Raw genomic sequence first — 17,784 nt, 5'->3', positions numbered from 1 at the left:
TTAGTTACCTATGGCCAGATAGCGGAGGTTCGTCGTCGCCACGTTACTCCAAGCGGTGAAGCCGGTCGTTACTGGACTTACACCCAAAGGATGGGCACCCCCACCCCCATCAGTAGCTATCATTTGAAAGACGTTGTTACGGAAGGCAATTGGGAAACTGAAGTTTGCGGATGTCCCCGGCATGTTCGCCAACCCCCATTGCAGCATCAAGCCACCGAGCCACGAGGGGAAAATGATGTATCCATTGGTAGCGAGATTGATCTCGAATCCGAGGCGCAGCTTTTTCGGCGATACGATGACTGTATCGTCGGTTCCTGCATTGGTTTGATTCTGGGTAGCGACTTTCGCTGTGCCTTGGTTGGTTTCAGTGGCCTGTTGCGACAGAACGGCCAGAGCCGCGATATCGATGCCTCCCTGATTGACCGGTGCGTTCCAGGCCTTGATGCACCACATGACGGCGAGGTTGCGGGGGCGGGTTTCAGTTCCGCCAGTGTTCACCGTATTCTGGGCGTTCACCATCTGCATAGTGGAACCGCTATCTACCGTGGAAAGAAATGCACCCACTGAGATACTCGCTGCCGCACCATTAATATTGCCTGCCTGCCAATTACCTGCAGGATCAAAGGTCGCAGCAGTGCCATCAAAATAGCGGTGGTTGTGCGCTGCAAATGCCTCTGCTTGAGTCGTGCCGACACCCCTTCCAGCATCCACACCACGCCCATGGTCCCAGCCACGCAGGAACTCACCGCGCGACTCCGGCAAGCGGAAGTTACCCGCCCCCTCGTTACCCTTGTTGTAAGTGGTACCGAGAAAAGCCGCCAGATCCGGATAAGTCGCAATGCTCTGTACGCTGCCATCCAGCTCCAGATAACCCGGCGCCACAATCCCGGTGGGGAATGCCAAAACAGCACCCACGGGAACGGCGGACTTGAGTCGTTCGACTTCCTTGGCCAGTGCGGCAACATCGATGGTTCCCTGATTGACCGGGGCGTTCCAGGCTTTGATGCACCACATGACAGAGATGTTGCGCGGGCGGGTTTCACCACCGCCTGTTGCGTTGATGCGCGTCGTGACCCCCGAGGCATTGTTATCTTCTCGAGCGGCGGCATAAGACACACCACCGCTGATTCCCGAGTTTACGGTAGTCGTCGCAATCGCAGACATGTCATGAACATGCTGCTTGATTAAATCAGCCTGCCAACTTCCAAGAGCTCGCCCGGCATCCACCCCACGCCCATGATCCCAACCGCGCAAGAACTCCCCACGCGCCTCAGGCAACCGGAAGTTCCCAACACCCTCATCACCCTTGTTGAACTTGCCGCCCAGATAAGCGCTCAAGTCCGGGTAAGTCGCACTGCTCTTGACGCTGTTATCCAGTTCCAGAAAACCCGGCGGCGGTGCATCAACCGGAAACGCGACAATCGAACCTACCGGCAACGCCGACGCCTTGGCAATCAACGCCTCGACTTCAGCCTTGGTGTAGGAATCCTTGATGCCAAAACCGGCCAGCGTTTCAGGATTCGCACCTGCCGTCGCCCGACCATATTCATCAACCGTCAGGCTCTTGTAAGTCCCGGCAGCAATCCCGGTGCGCCCCGCCAACATCTTGAACGTGAGTGCGGTGGTACCAAGGGTGATCGGCGCATTCGTGGTCAGGTGCCACAGCGAATCACCGTTCGCCATGCCCTCCTCCACCATGACCGTCAGGCCCGGCGTGACCTTGGCGCTGCTGTTGGCATCAGTCGCCCGCACCCAGTCGCCATTGGCGACGATCCACAGGCCGTTGTCCTTGGCCAGGGTCTGGTTCGCCAGCAGCACGCGGTCACCGGCAATCACGGCGACACCGTCAATTTGCTGCGCACCGTTCAACACAATGTTGCTGGACGCCGCGACGCGCACCGATTGCTTGCCATCCAGCTTGCCGAGTTCTTCGGCGAGGTAACTCATGACCCAGGCACGTGTGGCCTTGACCACCGTGTCATCGATCAGCAGCGTTACCAACGACGCATTGCTGGTCTCGAAAATCGAGCGAATATAGAACTCTTTACCCGAACCCGACGTGGCCAGCACTGGCTTGAACGACTCCGGATATTTGACGATGGCGTAGAGGATCCCGGTGTCGGTCCACAACCCCGCTTCACGCACGTACCAACCGCCAACGTCCGGCGGAATGGTCACTTCGGCGAGCAGCCAGCTCGGATTTTTCTCGTCCTGGAACAGCGCATTGAGCGGCCCGCGCCAGACTTCACGCTTCAGCGCGGTGGCGGTCGCGGCCGGGTTGTAGACCGCCCCGCCGCCGTCGCCGACGGAAATCTGTGTCAACTTGATCGGCGTACCCGCGGCCTTGCACGCCGTTTCGTAGGCAATCCCTGCGTTGGTGAGCAGGGTGTAATAGTCAGCCATTCAGGCCCCCTGAGGATAAATAGTGGATGTTTCGACGGTGTACATCGCGGCAGCCATGAACGCCTCGCCAGAGGTTTCGAGCCCCTCGATGAACACCGGATAAACCGTCGTCAACTCACCGCAGAAAGTCGCGGCGGCGATGCAATGACTGCCAAACGCACTCAAGCCAACCGTTACCGAAAGAATGTCTCGCTCGCTCTTGGCATCGGCCAGGCGTCGGTCGAGACGGGCATCGATTTCTGCGCTGTAGGGTTGCTCGCTGAAGGCGCGCACGCTGAAGCTGTAGGGCACGCCGGGCGGCGTCTGTTCGTACCAGGCGCGGACTTCGGGGCGCAGTTGCAAACCCTTGGCCGCGTTTTCCAGTGCCTTGCGAGTACCGGCTTGGCGCGCGGTGGGCCAGGCGAGTTCGACGGTCAGGCGTTTTTCCGTTTCCGGTGCGCTGGTGCTCCATTCGGCGACGCCGCGATCCGCTGCCAGATACGGCAGGAATGCCACTGGCGTTTCGCTCGGATTCATCAGCTCGGGAAACGGCGGCGCGATGCGATCAAGCAGTGCGCCGAAGCCCAGATCCAGTCCACGTTCGAGTGGAGAGCTGTTGGCCGGCAGCAACGTCGGGCTATGCGTTGGCTCACTCATAGTGTCAGCACCTCGACCTCGACTGCCGTGCAGTACGGCGCCTCGAAGGCGCTGGTGATGATCGGCTCCAGCGGTTCAAGAATCTGCAGTTGCACGGCGCCAGCGCTGTGCAGTGTGTAGTCGATCCAGCTCGGGTCGACCCGCCCTTCCAGGCGATGGCAACTGTCGGCGTAGGCCTGCAATTGTTGCTGCGCGGCGACTTTGGTCAGGCCCGAGTCGGGGCCGGAATTGATCTTCGTCACCACGCGAATCTTGTAGCGGTGAATGTCGGCAGCCTTGACCGTGACGAGGTCGGTTTCCGGCCGCACATCAGGGCGGGCGAAGTGCTGACGCACGCCATCCAGCAACGCTGCAGACGGAGTGCCATCGCCGTCTCGCGACAGCACCGTGACCTGCACCTCGCCCGGCGCCGTGCGCCGACCGTTGCCGTCCTTGACCTGTGCAGCGAGGCCGTCTGGGTTGAAGGTGTAGGTGACGTTCACCACACCGCCATCGCTGGATTCGACCTTCACCGTTGGCCGTTCACCGAGGGTGAATACCTCGCGGCGATACTGCATTCGCGAACCCGCAGCCGGGGCATGCGGTGCCAGGTAATAGCGCAGCCGGGCGTCGTCGTCGCTTTCATAAATTGGTGGTACCGGCGGGAATGCCGCAGGGTCACCCGCATCGAGCAACTGCCTTTCAAGGCCCATGTCCGCCAGCCGTGCATCGAGGTTGCTGCCGGTCGCCCACCACGCCAGCATCTGCTTGATACGGGCGTTGTATTTGCGTTCGTGGGTTTGCAGGCGCACGCAGAAAGCTTCCAGCGCGAGGGTCAGCAATTCGCTTTCGTTATCGAGGCTGGTCTTGAGTTTCGCCGCGCTGTCCGGCGCCCGGGTGCCGACGTATTCGACAACGAAGGTCTTGAACTCGGCAAGCAAGTCTTCGAAGGCGTCGACAGTGATCAGCGCCGGTTCGGCCAATTGGTTCTGGCCGGGGATCAACATGCTCATGTCACGACCTCGAATGTCTGTTGACGGTTTTTCCAGGTGCCGGCGAAACGCAGCAGCAGACCGGCGCCCTGACGGCTGGCGACGATCACGCTCGGCTGAAAATCGCTGATCCCGTTCTGCGCGTTGTAGAACGCCTGAGCCGCGTGGCTCTGGGCCAGAAGCAGAACGTCGTCACCGAGGTTCTGCCCCAGCAGCGTGGGGATCAGCGAGCCATAAAGGGGCCTTTTTTGCCGGGTGCCCAGCGGCGTGGTCAGGGCCCGGGTCGCGCGCTGCACAAACTGCAGCCAGTCGTCGACCGTGGCCCCGGAGTCTCTATCGATTCCGATCATGGGTAGCTCTTGATTCAGGGGCTGATGACGCGGCCCTGGTGATCCACCAACGGGCCGCTGAAGTGCACGCCCAGGGCGTCGATGCTCAGGCCGACGCCGCCCAGTTGCAGGCTGATCAGCTGTGGCGTCATCGTCAGTTGCGCCGGGCCGATGCTCAGTGCAAGCGATTCGCGAGAACCGGTGAAAGCCGCCGGGCCGTTCTGCCAGTGCAGAATGTGTGTGGCGTCGTCGTAGCCGCTTTCACTGCCATCAACGTGCACCCGGCGCGTCAGCGTCGGTACCGTCGCCGTCGGTGGAAAGCGGTCACTGTTCAAGCCGAACAACGCCACGCTTTGCGCGCCGCTTTCACCGCTGCCGTAGTTGAGCAGCAGACACTGCTCGCCCACGCTGGGAATTCGTGACTCGCTCTGCGCTCCGGCGCTCGGGTTGAAGAACTTGATCGCCGGCGTGAGCAATCCTCCGTGGCTGACTTGGCAGGTGTTGCTCGCGGCATCGACTGCCTGACAGACGCCGATGCGACAGAAATTCTCGGCGCGTCGGTGCAGGTCGTCGATTTCCGCTTCCATCTCGGCCAGCCGCTCGATGATCGGCCCCAGTTGCATGCGCAGTAATGCGTCGAACATCGGTCAAGCCTCCAGCGCGGTGTATTGGTCGGGGTCATCGATGTTGCTGACTTCCCAGGTACGGGCGAATTTCGGCGTGCCGAGCGGGTCGTCGAGCAAGGTCGGGCCGAGATAGAGGGTCTGGGTGAAAGTCAGGGTCCAAGCCTTGTATTGCTGATCGGCGCGTGTGAGCACTGACGGCAAACCATCAATATTCATCGGCAGATCACATTGAGCGCCGGGCAGGCTCCAACGGTTGTCGGTGATCAGGTTTTTCAGTACGGCGATCAGATCGCACGCGGCAAATGCACTCGCAGAAAGTGCCGGAATGACTTGCAGCGACACCGTCATGACGTGGGCGATACGCCCGTCAGCGGCACGTGCGCCCGGTGCATTACGGTCGAAGTCGATCAACGCCCAGGCCTGAGCGCCGGGTGCCGTGAAGTCGTCGTGATTGCCAACCTGCAGATTCAGGCCGTCGCTGTTGCGCAAGGTTGTCGCCATCGCCGTGAACAGCTGCGAAGGCTGCTGGATCGGTGCGGGCATGCATGACCTCCTTTTCAATTGTCCACGCGCAGCCCCGCCGCATCAGTTGCAGCGAGGCAGGAAAGTGTTGAGTTACTGGGGATCGCGCGGCGGGGGAACTTCGCAGACGCCGATGCGCTTGGCGGCCCAGCGTTCGTACAGACCGATGGCCACGTCGGCCCCGGCCATGGCGGTCAGGCAACCGAAGGCACCGGCGGCCCAGATGGATAGCCCGGCGGCGTACAGCAGCATGATCGCCGAGACGCCGCAGATCATGCAGGCGCCGGAGCGCAGGGCCAGACGCCGCAGCAATGACCAGCCGCGGGCGCCCTCCTTGTCGGCGCGCCACATTTCGCCGGACACCCCTCCCACTACAGCGAGGAGGATGACCAGCCAGATCGGCATGTCCGCCAACGCTTGTTGCTCGTTTGTCATGTCACGCCTCCTGTAAGTGCGGATGAATAAAGAACGGTGAAAAGCCAACCCACGCTGCTCCCCGGTTATGGGCGCTACAGGCGCTCAACAATGACGTTATCGATAAAGGCAAAGTTGGCGTTCGGGTTTTGCTCGTTGAAAAACGCGAGCGTTGTCTGCGCTGTGATGGCGGTGAATTCGTAAGTGATGGTGCTCCACTCCACTGCAACACCTTTAGCCGTCGGGGTATTGAACGTCGACGTTTGCCCGGCCACTTTGACCTGGATGACACCGTCACCGGAGCGGCTGGCAAACCGCGAATTACCTGCGCTGAAGGTGAGTCGGTACTTCGCCCCGATGGTCGTGGCGAAGTTCTGTTGAATCCCGCCACCATTGCCATAAACATAATTGGCCAGATCTACGATCATCACGCCGTCGGCTGCGACGGAGCCGCCAATTGCATTTGGCATGTTGAAGTACTCGGCACCGGACAGAAAGGTTGTCCAGCCGGTGATCGCATTGGTTTTGGCGGGAGTGTCCAGAATGCAGCCACCACCGCAGGTCGACTGTTCAAAACTGCCGTTGACCAACAAGTTGGCTGCCAGCACATTCGTGCCTGCACCGAGCAACATTGCGCTGGCCAGGAACGGAGCAAGATATTTCTTAAACATATTCGGGTTTCTCTTCCGTGAAAGGATTGATGGGTAATGCCTCAGGGGTTATTGCGAACAAGGTAGGCATTCCAAAAAGCCCGGCATTACGCCGGGCTTTTCAGTAATGCGTTCCTTCGCCTTCCTTCAAATCCCGTATCCGAGAAGGAAGCTGACTTTTCGGCGCTACTGGCGCGGTACGAGTCCATTCAAATTGTTTTTCCGACCGCGGTCCCTGCCCGCCGGATAACTGCTCTTGGTGCTTTACGCTGCACACCCGGGTCAGTTGCCAACCCTCTGAACCGTTGAGGCCGGTTCATCGCTGCCTGTTCTTGTGGAACTAAAGAGCTGTTGTTGCCAGCCGCTTTGTTGAGCGGCTTGGTGGCAAGAATATGCATGAATGCATATACAGTCAATGCATAAATGCATTTATTTATGCGCAATAAATGCACAGCTGCATGCGGCCCGCATAAATAAAGGGTTCGAGGGTTTTGTTAAGACGAAAAAAAACCCGTCATGAGACGGGTTTGCTGTGGAGGGGATTGCCTATCGGGCGTACATGCCCCACCAGAAGACGTGACCAAGGATGACGATCTGCTCGTCCTGCATATCCTGGAAGCTGTAGTCCTCGTCCGGATGTTCATCACGGTTGAAACTGCGCAGACGGATACCGGTCGGCAGGCGGTAGAGCTGCTTCACGCGCAACTGGCCGTTGTGGTTGATCGCGTACAGATCGCCATCGATGATATCGCCGATGCCGCACTTGCCGGCATTGACTCCGACCGTGGCGCCGTCACGCAACACCGGCATCATGCTGTTACCGCGCACCGTCACGCATTTGGCCTGGTCGAACTGCACACCGTTATGGCGCAGGCTGCGTTTGCCGAAGCGCAGGCTAGAGCGTTCGCTCTCTTCGATGACGAATCTTCCTGATCCAGCAGCCAATTCAACCTCACGAAGAAAGGGCACCGACACCTCGTCGTCATCGACAGGGGTATCGTCGTCCCACAGGCTTATGTCCTTGAGTTCCGCATGCACGTCATCGCGCGCGCCACCGGTCGCGATCGCGACATCGGCGCGGCCACGTAATTGATCAGTGCTCACATTGAAGTATTCGGCGATCTTCGAGATATGTTTATCCGAAGGATCGACGATCTTCCCGCTGAGAATCCGCGAGAGCGTTGATTGAGGCACGCCGGTGCGACGGTGGAGCTCCGTGGGGGAGATCCCGTGCTGGTCGAGCAGTGCTCTTAAGACGGAGGATACGTTGCGTTTTTGCATAACGCGCATAGTGCTTGAAGTTTTTTCCGAAGACAAATGCTGATTTGCATAAATCGTGCATAAATCACAATTAAACGCAAAAAGTGTCAGCCGGCCGTCATGCCTGCGTCGAGCCGACCGCCCATGGTAACCTTGCGCCCATCGCGGAAAAGCCCGGCGGTTGCCCTCGCTTTTGCCCTACATCATTTAACGAGTTACCTGACAATCCGATGAATAAAGCCGTCTCCGACCTGTCCTCCCACACCCCGATGATGCAGCAATACTGGCGCCTGAAGAATCAGCACCCGGATCAGCTGATGTTCTATCGCATGGGCGACTTCTACGAGATCTTCTATGAAGACGCGAAGAAGGCTGCCAAATTGCTCGACATCACCCTGACCGCACGTGGTCAGTCGGCAGGGCAGGCGATTCCGATGTGCGGGATTCCCTACCACGCGGCGGAAGGTTACCTGGCGAAACTGGTCAAGCTCGGCGAGTCGGTGGTGATCTGCGAGCAGGTCGGCGATCCGGCCACCAGCAAGGGCCCGGTGGAACGTCAGGTGGTGCGCATCATCACCCCGGGTACGGTCAGCGACGAAGCGCTGCTTGATGAACGCCGCGACAACCTGATTGCCGCCGTGCTAGGCGACGAGCGCCTGTTCGGTCTGGCAGTGCTGGACATCACCAGCGGCAACTTTACTGTGCTCGAGATCAAGGGCTGGGAAAACCTGCTGGCGGAGCTGGAGCGAGTCAACCCGGTGGAACTGCTGATCCCGGACGATTGGCCGAAAGACCTGCCGGCGGAAAAACGCCGTGGTGTGCGTCGTCGCGCGCCGTGGGATTTCGAGCGTGATTCGGCGCTGAAAAGTCTCTGCCAGCAGTTTTCCACACAAGACCTGAAAGGCTTCGGTTGCGAAACCCTGACCCTGGCCATCGGCGCGGCCGGTTGCCTGCTGGCCTATGCCAAGGAAACCCAGCGCACCGCCCTGCCCCATCTGCGCAGCCTGCGTCATGAGCGTCTGGACGACACCGTGGTGCTCGACGGCGCCAGCCGTCGCAACCTCGAACTCGACACTAACCTGGCTGGTGGTCGCGACAACACCCTGCAATCGGTGGTTGATCGCTGCCAGACCGCCATGGGCAGCCGTTTGCTGACCCGCTGGCTGAACCGTCCGCTGCGCGATCTGACCGTCCTGCTGGCGCGCCAGACCTCGATCACTTGTTTGCTCGACGGCTATCGCTTCGAAAAGCTGCAGCCGCAGCTCAAGGAAATCGGCGACATCGAGCGGATTCTCGCGCGTATCGGCCTGCGCAATGCGCGGCCCCGTGACCTCGCTCGCCTGCGCGATGCCCTCGGTGCCCTGCCGCAACTGCAAGTGGCGATGACCGACCTCGAAGCACCGCACCTGCAACGCCTGGCGACCACCACCAGCACCTACCCGGAACTGGCGGCGCTGCTGGAAAAAGCCATCATCGACAACCCGCCAGCGGTGATCCGCGACGGCGGCGTGCTGAAAACCGGTTACGACAGCGAACTCGATGAGCTGCAATCGCTGAGCGAGAACGCCGGCCAGTTCCTTATCGATCTGGAAGCCCGGGAAAAGGCCCGCACCGGTCTGGCCAACCTGAAAGTCGGTTACAACCGCATTCACGGCTACTTCATCGAACTGCCGAGCAAGCAAGCCGAATCGGCTCCAGCCGATTACATCCGGCGCCAGACGCTCAAGGGCGCCGAGCGCTTCATCACGCCTGAGCTGAAAGAATTCGAAGACAAGGCGCTTTCGGCCAAGAGCCGTGCCCTGGCTCGCGAGAAAATGCTCTACGAGGCGCTGCTGGAAGACCTGATCAGCCAGTTGCCACCGCTGCAGGATACTGCCGGCGCATTGGCCGAGTTGGACGTGCTGAGCAACCTTGCCGAGCGTGCGCTGAACCTTGATCTGAACTGCCCACGCTTCGTCAGCGAGCCGTGCATGCGCATCACCCAAGGGCGTCACCCGGTGGTCGAGCAAGTGCTGACTACGCCATTCGTGGCCAACGACCTGAGTCTGGATGACAACACCCGGATGCTGGTGATCACCGGCCCGAACATGGGTGGTAAATCCACCTACATGCGCCAAACCGCATTGATCGTGCTGCTGGCGCATATCGGCAGCTTCGTGCCGGCGGCCAGTTGCGAGTTGTCGCTGGTGGACCGGATCTTCACCCGAATCGGTTCCAGCGATGACCTGGCCGGTGGCCGTTCGACCTTCATGGTCGAGATGAGCGAAACCGCCAACATCCTGCACAACGCCACCGAGCGCAGTCTGGTGCTGATGGACGAAGTTGGGCGCGGCACCAGCACCTTCGACGGTCTGTCGCTGGCATGGGCGGCCGCCGAGCGTCTGGCGCATCTGCGTGCCTATACTCTATTTGCCACGCACTATTTCGAACTGACCGTGTTGCCGGAAGCCGAGCCGCTGGTGGCCAACGTGCACCTCAACGCCACTGAGCACAACGAGCGCATCGTGTTCCTGCACCACGTGTTGCCGGGGCCTGCCAGCCAGAGCTACGGCCTGGCGGTGGCGCAACTGGCCGGCGTGCCGAGTGAAGTGATCGTGCGGGCCCGTGAGCACCTGAGCCGACTGGAAGACACCGCATTGCCGCATGAAGCGCCCAAGCCTGCCGTCAAAGGCAAACCGGCGGTCCCCCAGCAGAGCGACATGTTTGCCAGCCTGCCGCACCCAGTGCTCGATGAGTTGGCCAAAGTGGACCTCGATGACCTGACACCGCGTCGAGCGCTCGAATTGTTATATGCACTTAAGAACCGGATCTAAGCAGCGAAGAACCGGATATAACGCAAACGGCTTCAAGCTGTTAGAATCTCGCGCGGTTTGGGATGCTGCTGGCTAATAGCCTGGCTGGCAGACATCGCTCCCGAACCTGGCGACCCCACCGTGAAGGGGCTACGCTGCCGCCGCCTGAGGAGAAAATTAGAAATGACCTTCGTCGTCACCGACAACTGCATCAAGTGCAAGTACACCGACTGCGTAGAAGTCTGTCCGGTGGACTGCTTTTACGAAGGCCCGAACTTCCTGGTGATTCACCCGGACGAGTGCATCGACTGCGCCCTGTGCGAACCGGAATGCCCGGCCGTCGCGATTTTCTCCGAGGATGAAGTTCCGGAGGATATGCAGGAGTTCATTCAACTGAACGTTGAATTGGCTGAAATCTGGCCGAACATCACCGAGAAGAAAGAATCGCTGCCGGATGCCGAAGAGTGGGATGGCGTCAAAGGCAAGATCAAAGACCTCGAACGCTGATCTGTCGCGCGTTACCAAAAGGCCCCTTGCGGGCCTTTTTGCTTTTTCGGAATTTACTTTTCTACAGGCAAAAAAAGGGGCGGTTTGACCCGCCCACATTTTTTCCCTATTCCCTGTATTCCTTTTCATCGTCCTGATGAATCGCGTCCTGCGATGTCCGTTCCCCTCTTCCTTGAAGGGCGTGTCTGTCCGTCGACACAGTGCTGATACTAGAGAGTTCCCTGCCGAGAGCAATCGGCCCGGCGGGGTGAAAGTCGCTGTAATAAGCACTTCATATTAAAAAATAAGCATATAAATCAATTGGTTAAAAACGACTCTCGGCAGAAGTCGACGTCTACCGTCCTGCAAAAATGGGGAACGCTTACGAAAGAGTAAGCCAAGGCTTACACCGCAAGACTACAAACGATGGAAATGCTGACCATTTGTCCGGCAATGAACTTTGTGGCGAGGGAGCTTGCTCCCGCTTGAGTGCGCAGCGCTCATGAACCTTTAGGGTTGCTGCGCAACCCGGCGGGAGCAAGCTCCCTCGCCACAGACAGTCATCAGCCAATATCCGAGCAATAAAAAAGCCCCGAACCAGTCGGGGCTTCTTGCAGCAGGCGTGTGAGGCGCTTACTGAAACAGCGACTCGCTCGACAGGCCATTCTTCTCGAGGATTTCGCGAAGGCGCTTGAGGCCTTCCACCTGGATCTGCCGCACCCGTTCACGGGTCAGGCCGATCTCCAGGCCTACGTCTTCCAGCGTGCTGCTCTCATGGCCGCGCAGGCCGAAGCGGCGTACGACCACCTCGCGCTGCTTGTCGGTCAGTTCCGAGAGCCATTGATCGATGCTCTGCGACAGGTCGTCATCCTGCAGCAGTTCACATGGATCGGTCGGACGGTCATCCGTCAGGGTGTCCAGCAGGGTTTTATCCGAATCCGGACCCAGCGAGACATCGACCGAAGAAACCCGCTCGTTCAGGCCGAGCATGCGCTTGACCTCGCCCACCGGTTTTTCCAGCAGGTTGGCGATTTCTTCGGGTGAGGGTTCGTGATCGAGCTTTTGCGTCAGCTCCCGTGCCGCCCGCAGGTACACGTTGAGCTCCTTGACCACATGGATCGGCAACCGGATGGTCCGGGTCTGATTCATGATCGCGCGCTCGATGGTCTGACGGATCCACCAGGTCGCGTAGGTCGAGAAGCGGAAGCCACGTTCGGGATCGAACTTTTCCACTGCGCGGATCAGGCCGAGATTACCCTCTTCGATCAGATCCAGCAGCGACAGCCCCCGATTGACGTAACGCCGGGCAATCTTCACGACCAGCCGCAGGTTACTTTCAATCATGCGCTTGCGCCCGGCAGGGTCGCCACTTTGCGACAGACGCGCAAAATGAACTTCTTCCTCCGGGGAGAGCAGTGGTGAAAAGCCGATTTCGTTGAGATACAGCTGCGTGGCATCGAGTGCCCGAGTGTAGTCGATGTACTTGTGTTGTTTAAGTGAAGCGGATTGTCTGGATTTGGAACGAACGGAAGGTGGAGCAGCCCCTTCATCATTCGACATCGAAGATTCCGAATCGATGCCGGCCTCCATAAGGAGAACCTCATCGTCGATGTCAAACTCCGGCACTTCTTTACTGAGAGCCATTGTTATAGTCCTTTGGTGAGTTCGACCCCAAGCTCAAGCGACGCCTTTATCCTTGGCAGCGCTGGAGCCTGTCCCCTCTACGCGACGGAACAGGCTGGCCTCAAATCAACGTTTGGGCAGGAACTGCAGCGGATCTACAGGTTTACCTTGGCGGCGAATCTCAAAATGCAGTTTCACCCGGTCTGTACCCGTGGACCCCATTTCGGCAATTGTCTGTCCGACCTTGACCTGCTGCCCCTCCCGTACCAACAGCCTGCGGTTATGTCCGTAGGCACTGACGTAGGTTTCGCTGTGTTTGATGATGACTAATTCGCCGTAGCCCCTTAAGCCACTCCCGGCGTAAACCACCGTCCCATCAGACGCAGCTAAAACAGGCTGTCCCAAATCTCCGGCGATATCAATTCCTTTATTCAAACTACCGTTTGAAGAGAATTTTCCAATCAGAATGCCATTAGATGGCCATCCCCAGCCGGTCGGGGCCGGGCCCGGTGGAGGCATCGGAGCCGGAGCCGATTTGTTCGCGACGGACGGTGCAGCCCCCGCAGCAGCGGCTCCGGAGCCGGTCACGGTGGTGGTCGTCGTGCCATTCGCCTGGCGCCGGATTACCGTGGTTTTGCTCGACGATGATGGCGCGGAACTGCCGTTGCTCACCACCGCTGTCGGTGTTGAACCGGTGCGGCCGTCAAAGCGAATTGTCTGACCCGGGTGGATCGTATACGGCGTAGGAATATTGTTGCGGGCCGCGAGGGCTTTGTAGTCCCAGCCGTAGCGAAAAGCGATGGAAAACAGCGTATCGCCCGGACGGACTACATACTGCCCGGTCGTGACGGCCGGACGCTGGGCCGCCGCGCTGTTGCGATCGACCACCCGCACGTTGCTCGATTTGGTGCTGGAGCAACCGACCAGCAGGGTGCTCAATACAAGGCCAGTCACCAGGCGCTGAAAGCTCGTGTTACCCATACGCTGCGCAATGACTGTGAGACTCACCCGCCGCTCCCTTTGTGGTGGCTGAAATATGTGGAATGCCGAATCGCGGCAAGTAGTGTCGCAAGTATAACGGGCCGAACAGGCTTTACCGTTAAAGATGCGAAAACGCTTCACGCACACGTTTGCCCTTGGACAATCAGTTGCGTTTAAACCATCGCTGCCGGTGTAAGACACAAGCCAGCGCAAGGAATTCAGCGCCCGCAAACAAATGCTCAGGCCAGCGGGCCATTGAGCAATGGCACGAAGCGTACAGCTCCCAATACGTGACGGGAAAAGCCGTGTTCTTCACGCACGATTAGCATCAGTTGCTGCACTTCCCCCGAGCCGACCGGAATCACCATCCGCCCACCCGGTGCCAGTTGATCGAGCAAGGCCTGCGGCACGTCGGTCGCGACTGCGGTGACGATGATGCCGTTGTACGGCGCCAGCGCCGGCCAGCCTTCCCAGCCATCACCCCAGCGGAACACCACGTTGCGCAGGTTGAGTTCGACCAGGCGTTCCTTGGCCCGATCCTGCAGGACCTTGATGCGTTCGACCGAAAATACCCGCTCGACCAGTTGCGACAGCACGGCCGTCTGGTAACCCGAACCGGTACCGATCTCCAGCACCTTGTCCAGCGGTCCCGCCTCCAGCAGCAGCTCGCTCATGCGCGCCACCATATAAGGCTGGGAGATGGTCTGGTTGTGGCCGATTGGCAGTGCGGTGTCTTCGTAGGCACGATGCGCCAGCGCTTCATCGACAAACAGATGACGCGGCGTACGGCGGATCACTTCCAGCACCTTGGCGTTGGACAGGCCTTCTTCATATAGACGCTGGATCAGACGTTCACGGGTGCGCTGCGACGTCATGCCGATGCCACTGCGCAGTCTGTCTTCGTGTTCACGAGCCATCAGCGCAGTTCCTCCAGCCAGCCGTCGAGACTTCTGAAGGCATCATTGAAAGTGCGATCGAGCTGCAACGGAGTGATCGACACATACCCCTGCATCACCGCATGAAAGTCGGTGCCCGGGCCGCCGTCTTCGGCATCACCGGCCGCAGCAATCCAGTAGCCGGCCTTGCCACGCGGGTCGACCACTTTCATCGGCGCCGCAGCACGGGCGCGATGGCCCAGACGGGTCAGTTGAATGCCACGAATATGATCGATCGGCAGATTGGGAATGTTCACGTTCAGCACCGTGCGCGGCGGCAGATCCAGCCCGGCGTGGGCCTCGACCAGTTTGCGCGCGAAATGTGCGGCTGTCGCCAGGTTGTCCACCTGTCGTGAGCACAGCGAGAACGCAAACGAAGGGCGCTTGAGAAAGCGCCCTTCGAGGGCAGCCGCCACGGTACCGGAATACAGCACGTCATCGCCCAGATTGGCACCGAGGTTGATCCCGGAAACCACCATGTCCGGCTCGCGCTCCAGCAGGCCGTTGAGGCCCAGGTGCACACAGTCGGTCGGCGTACCGTTGAGGCTGATGAAACCGTTTGCCAGGTATTGCGGGTGCAACGGACGGTCGAGCGTCAGCGAACTGCTGGCGCCGCTTTTGTCCTGCTCCGGGGCGATAACCACGCACTCGGTGTAATCCGCCAGCGCAGCATAAAGCGCGGCGAGACCGGGTGCGGTTACCCCATCGTCGTTAGAAATCAGAATACGCATGGGCTGTCCGTCTGCCCCACCGGCACCAGATCAACGAGTTCGCGCACCAATACGGTGGCGAAGCATCCGGCCGGGAGGACGAATTCCAGTTGCAGAATGTCAGGCTGGGGATAATGCCACGACAACCCGCCAATGGGCAGCCGCAGGATGCGACGTTCGTGGCTCATTCCGGCATTGATCAACCAATCGCGCAGATCCGCTTCACGCTCGGCAATCCCCTGCTCCAGATCATGGACAGCGCCAGCGGCGGGTGAGTCACCTTCGCCCCACTGCGGACCGGTCGGGTGCAGGTCGAGAATCGCCAGGCGCGGATCGCTGCATTCGGCCTCACCGGCCGGGAAAAAACTGCGGCTGTCGGTGAACGCCAGCAGATCGCCGACTTGCGCCTGCTGCCAGGTGCCATCGGCAACCCGAGCGGCCAGTACCTGATTGAACAGAAAACTGCGCGCCGTCGATAGCAGCCGCGAGCGCACATTGCGCTGCTCCGGTAGCGCCTTGCGCGCCGCCCAGGCACGCGCATCAACGACGTTACCGCCGTCATGGCCGAAACGCTGGGCGCCGAAATAATTGGGAATGCCTTGCTTGGCGATCAGTTGCAGACGCTGCTCGATCGCATCCTTGTCGCCGGCAAACTGGGTCAGGCGCAAGGTGAAGCCGTTCGCCGAATGCGCGCCGCGTTGCAGCTTGCGCTTGTGGCGCGTGGTCTTGAGGATCTTCAGCGTGTCGTTTTCCGCCGCCGAGAGATCCGGATCAGCCTTGCCCGGCAGTTGCACGCTGAACCACTGACGGGTCAACGCCTGACGATCCTTCAGCCCGGCATAACTGACGGTGCGCAACGGCACGCCGGCGGCCTTGGCAATTCGGCGCGCTGCTTCTTCGGTATTCAGGCCACGTTTTTCGACCCAGATCCACAGGTGCTCACCATCGCCGCTGAACGGGATGTCGAGCACTTCATCGACCTGAAAATCTTCGGCAATGGCTTTCAGAACCGCAGTGCCGAGTGGTTCGCCATAGGCCCGCGGGCCAAGCAATTGCAGTTCGTTCATGCGCGCAGCAACAAGGCAACGGAATGCACGGCGATGCCTTCTTCGCGACCGACAAAGCCGAGCTTTTCGGTGGTGGTAGCTTTCACGTTCACTTGATCCAGTTCAACTTGCAGATCGGCGGCGATCAACGCGCGCATCGCTTCGATATGCGGGGCCATTTTCGGTGCCTGAGCGACGATGGTGTTGTCGACGTTGCCGACTTTCCAACCCTTGGCGTGGATCAGCGCGACCACATGCCGCAGCAGCACACGGCTGTCGGCGCCCTTGAATTGCGGGTCGGTGTCCGGAAAGTGCTTGCCGATATCGCCCAGCGCGGCCGCGCCGAGCAAGGCATCGCTCAAGGCGTGCAGCAGAACGTCACCGTCGGAATGAGCGAGCAGCCCGAAGCCGTGTGCAATACGCACGCCGCCCAGAGTAATGAAATCGCCTTCAGCGAAACGGTGAACATCGTAGCCGTGGCCAATACGCATAAAAAAACGCCCCGATTTTTGTCAGGGCGTGATTCTACCTGCATTAACCGCGCAGGGCGCGTGCGTGATGCTGCAAGTGGTCGTCAATGAAGCTTGAGATGAAGAAATAGCTGTGGTCGTAGCCCGGTTGCAGGCGCAGCGTCAGCGGATGACCCGCTTGTTTTGCAGCTTGTTGCAGGGCTTCGGGTTTGAGCTGCGTGGCGAGGAAGTCATCGCGATCACCCTGATCGACCAGCAACGGCAGTTTTTCGGTGGCTTCAGCGATCAGCGCGCAGGCATCCCATTCTTTCCACTTGGAACGGTCTTCGCCCAGATAGCGGGAGAACGCTTTCTGCCCCCACGGGCAATCCATCGGGTTGTTGATCGGCGAAAACGCCGACACCGACTGGTAACGCCCCGGATTGCGCAGCGCGCAGACCAGTGCACCGTGACCGCCCATGGAGTGGCCGCTGATGCTGCGTTTGTCCGACGCCGGGAAATGCGCTTCAACCAATGAAGGCAATTCCTGCACGACATAGTCATGCATCCGATAGTGCCGCGACCACGGTTCCTGCGTGGCATTCAGGTAGAACCCGGCACCGAGACCGAAATCCCAGGCGCCATCTGGATCACCCGGCACATCCGGGCCGCGCGGACTGGTGTCCGGCGCGACGATGATCAGACCGAGTTCGGCGGCCATGCGCATCGCCCCGGCCTTCTGCATGAAGTTCTCGTCGGTGCAGGTCAGACCGGACAGCCAGTACAGCACCGGCAGCTTGCCACCCTGCTCCGCTTGCGGCGGCAAATACACGGCAAACACCATGTCGCAACCAAGCACGTCGGAACGGTGGCGATAGCGCTTGTGCCAGCCGCCGAAACTTTTCTGACAGGAGATGTTTTCCAGACTCATGTAAAGACTCCTACGCGGCC

Annotated in this window: 18 protein-coding genes; 2 read left to right on the top strand and 16 right to left on the bottom strand. The window is 59.8% G+C overall.

The features are described from left to right. The 9 genes from H043_RS0105780 to H043_RS0105740 form a co-directional block, all read right to left on the bottom strand. Nucleotides 1–2,403, bottom strand: a complete 2,403-nt coding sequence (locus tag H043_RS0105780) for a phage tail protein (protein ID WP_027611055.1) — start codon at nucleotides 2,401–2,403, stop codon at nucleotides 1–3. Further along, a complete protein-coding gene (locus H043_RS0105775) occupies nucleotides 2,404–3,039 on the bottom strand; it encodes a phage tail protein I (RefSeq protein ID WP_027611054.1) in 636 nt (211 codons plus the stop codon). Then, nucleotides 3,036–4,031, bottom strand: coding sequence for a baseplate J/gp47 family protein (locus H043_RS0105770; protein WP_027611053.1), 996 nt, complete (start codon nucleotides 4,029–4,031; stop codon nucleotides 3,036–3,038). Before H043_RS0105770 ends, H043_RS0105775 begins: the two co-directional genes overlap by 4 nt. Next, entirely contained in the window at nucleotides 4,028–4,360 is a 333-nt protein-coding gene (locus H043_RS0105765) for a phage baseplate protein (protein WP_003222189.1), read from the bottom strand. The genes H043_RS0105770 and H043_RS0105765 overlap by 4 nt, the downstream gene beginning before the upstream one ends. Nucleotides 4,361–4,374: 14 nt before the next feature. Then, nucleotides 4,375–4,983: a phage baseplate assembly protein V gene (locus H043_RS0105760; RefSeq protein ID WP_027611052.1), complete on the bottom strand. Its 609-nt coding sequence runs from the start codon at nucleotides 4,981–4,983 to the stop codon at nucleotides 4,375–4,377. 3 nt (nucleotides 4,984–4,986) lie between these two features. Then, entirely contained in the window at nucleotides 4,987–5,508 is a 522-nt protein-coding gene (locus H043_RS0105755) for a hypothetical protein (RefSeq protein WP_027611051.1), read from the bottom strand. Nucleotides 5,509–5,580: 72 nt separating this feature from the next. After that, nucleotides 5,581–5,922, bottom strand: coding sequence for a phage holin family protein (locus H043_RS0105750; protein WP_003222183.1), 342 nt, complete (start codon nucleotides 5,920–5,922; stop codon nucleotides 5,581–5,583). Between the two features lie 74 nt (nucleotides 5,923–5,996). Further along, nucleotides 5,997–6,572 carry a DUF642 domain-containing protein gene (locus H043_RS0105745; protein ID WP_027611050.1) on the bottom strand — a complete coding sequence of 192 codons (576 nt, stop codon included), beginning with the start codon at nucleotides 6,570–6,572 and terminating at the stop codon, nucleotides 5,997–5,999. 525 nt (nucleotides 6,573–7,097) lie between these two features. Continuing rightward, entirely contained in the window at nucleotides 7,098–7,832 is a 735-nt protein-coding gene (locus H043_RS0105740) for an XRE family transcriptional regulator (RefSeq protein ID WP_027611049.1), read from the bottom strand. A gap of 209 nt (nucleotides 7,833–8,041) precedes the next feature. On the opposite strand from H043_RS0105740, the gene mutS reads away from it, so the two are divergent. Both mutS and fdxA read left to right on the top strand, forming a co-directional pair. Continuing rightward, nucleotides 8,042–10,624, top strand: a complete 2,583-nt coding sequence (mutS, locus tag H043_RS0105735) for a DNA mismatch repair protein MutS (protein WP_027611048.1) — start codon at nucleotides 8,042–8,044, stop codon at nucleotides 10,622–10,624. Between the two features lie 162 nt (nucleotides 10,625–10,786). Further along, nucleotides 10,787–11,110, top strand: coding sequence for a ferredoxin FdxA (fdxA, locus tag H043_RS0105730; RefSeq protein ID WP_003222178.1), 324 nt, complete (start codon nucleotides 10,787–10,789; stop codon nucleotides 11,108–11,110). 612 nt (nucleotides 11,111–11,722) lie between these two features. Here fdxA and rpoS read toward each other — a convergent pair. The 7 genes from rpoS to fghA form a co-directional block, all read right to left on the bottom strand. Next, nucleotides 11,723–12,733, bottom strand: coding sequence for an RNA polymerase sigma factor RpoS (gene rpoS, locus H043_RS0105725; RefSeq protein ID WP_007964304.1), 1,011 nt, complete (start codon nucleotides 12,731–12,733; stop codon nucleotides 11,723–11,725). A 105-nt stretch (nucleotides 12,734–12,838) separates the two neighbouring features. Continuing rightward, a complete protein-coding gene (locus H043_RS0105720; protein WP_027611047.1) occupies nucleotides 12,839–13,720 on the bottom strand; it encodes a peptidoglycan DD-metalloendopeptidase family protein in 882 nt (293 codons plus the stop codon). A 212-nt stretch (nucleotides 13,721–13,932) separates the two neighbouring features. Continuing rightward, a complete protein-coding gene (locus H043_RS0105715; protein ID WP_169841266.1) occupies nucleotides 13,933–14,568 on the bottom strand; it encodes a protein-L-isoaspartate(D-aspartate) O-methyltransferase in 636 nt (211 codons plus the stop codon). A gap of 41 nt (nucleotides 14,569–14,609) precedes the next feature. Beyond that, nucleotides 14,610–15,359: a 5'/3'-nucleotidase SurE gene (gene surE, locus H043_RS0105710; protein ID WP_027611046.1), complete on the bottom strand. Its 750-nt coding sequence runs from the start codon at nucleotides 15,357–15,359 to the stop codon at nucleotides 14,610–14,612. Further along, entirely contained in the window at nucleotides 15,347–16,405 is a 1,059-nt protein-coding gene (truD, locus tag H043_RS0105705) for a tRNA pseudouridine(13) synthase TruD (protein WP_027611045.1), read from the bottom strand. The genes surE and truD overlap by 13 nt, the downstream gene beginning before the upstream one ends. Then, the gene (gene ispF / locus H043_RS0105700; protein WP_027611044.1) at nucleotides 16,402–16,875 is read right to left on the bottom strand and encodes a 2-C-methyl-D-erythritol 2,4-cyclodiphosphate synthase; all 474 of its coding nucleotides are present in this window, start codon (nucleotides 16,873–16,875) and stop codon (nucleotides 16,402–16,404) included. Before ispF ends, truD begins: the two co-directional genes overlap by 4 nt. A 43-nt stretch (nucleotides 16,876–16,918) precedes the next feature. After that, the gene (fghA, locus tag H043_RS0105695) at nucleotides 16,919–17,764 is read right to left on the bottom strand and encodes an S-formylglutathione hydrolase (protein ID WP_027611043.1); all 846 of its coding nucleotides are present in this window, start codon (nucleotides 17,762–17,764) and stop codon (nucleotides 16,919–16,921) included. Between the last annotated feature and the right edge of the window lie 20 nt (nucleotides 17,765–17,784).

Origin of the sequence: Pseudomonas sp. URIL14HWK12:I6, from assembly GCF_000514195.1 — a bacterium.
Taxonomy (GTDB): Bacteria; Pseudomonadota; Gammaproteobacteria; order Pseudomonadales; family Pseudomonadaceae; genus Aquipseudomonas; species Aquipseudomonas putida_A.
The sequence above is the reverse complement of the archived record's forward strand: the minus strand, read 5'-3'. Positions and strand labels throughout refer to the sequence as shown.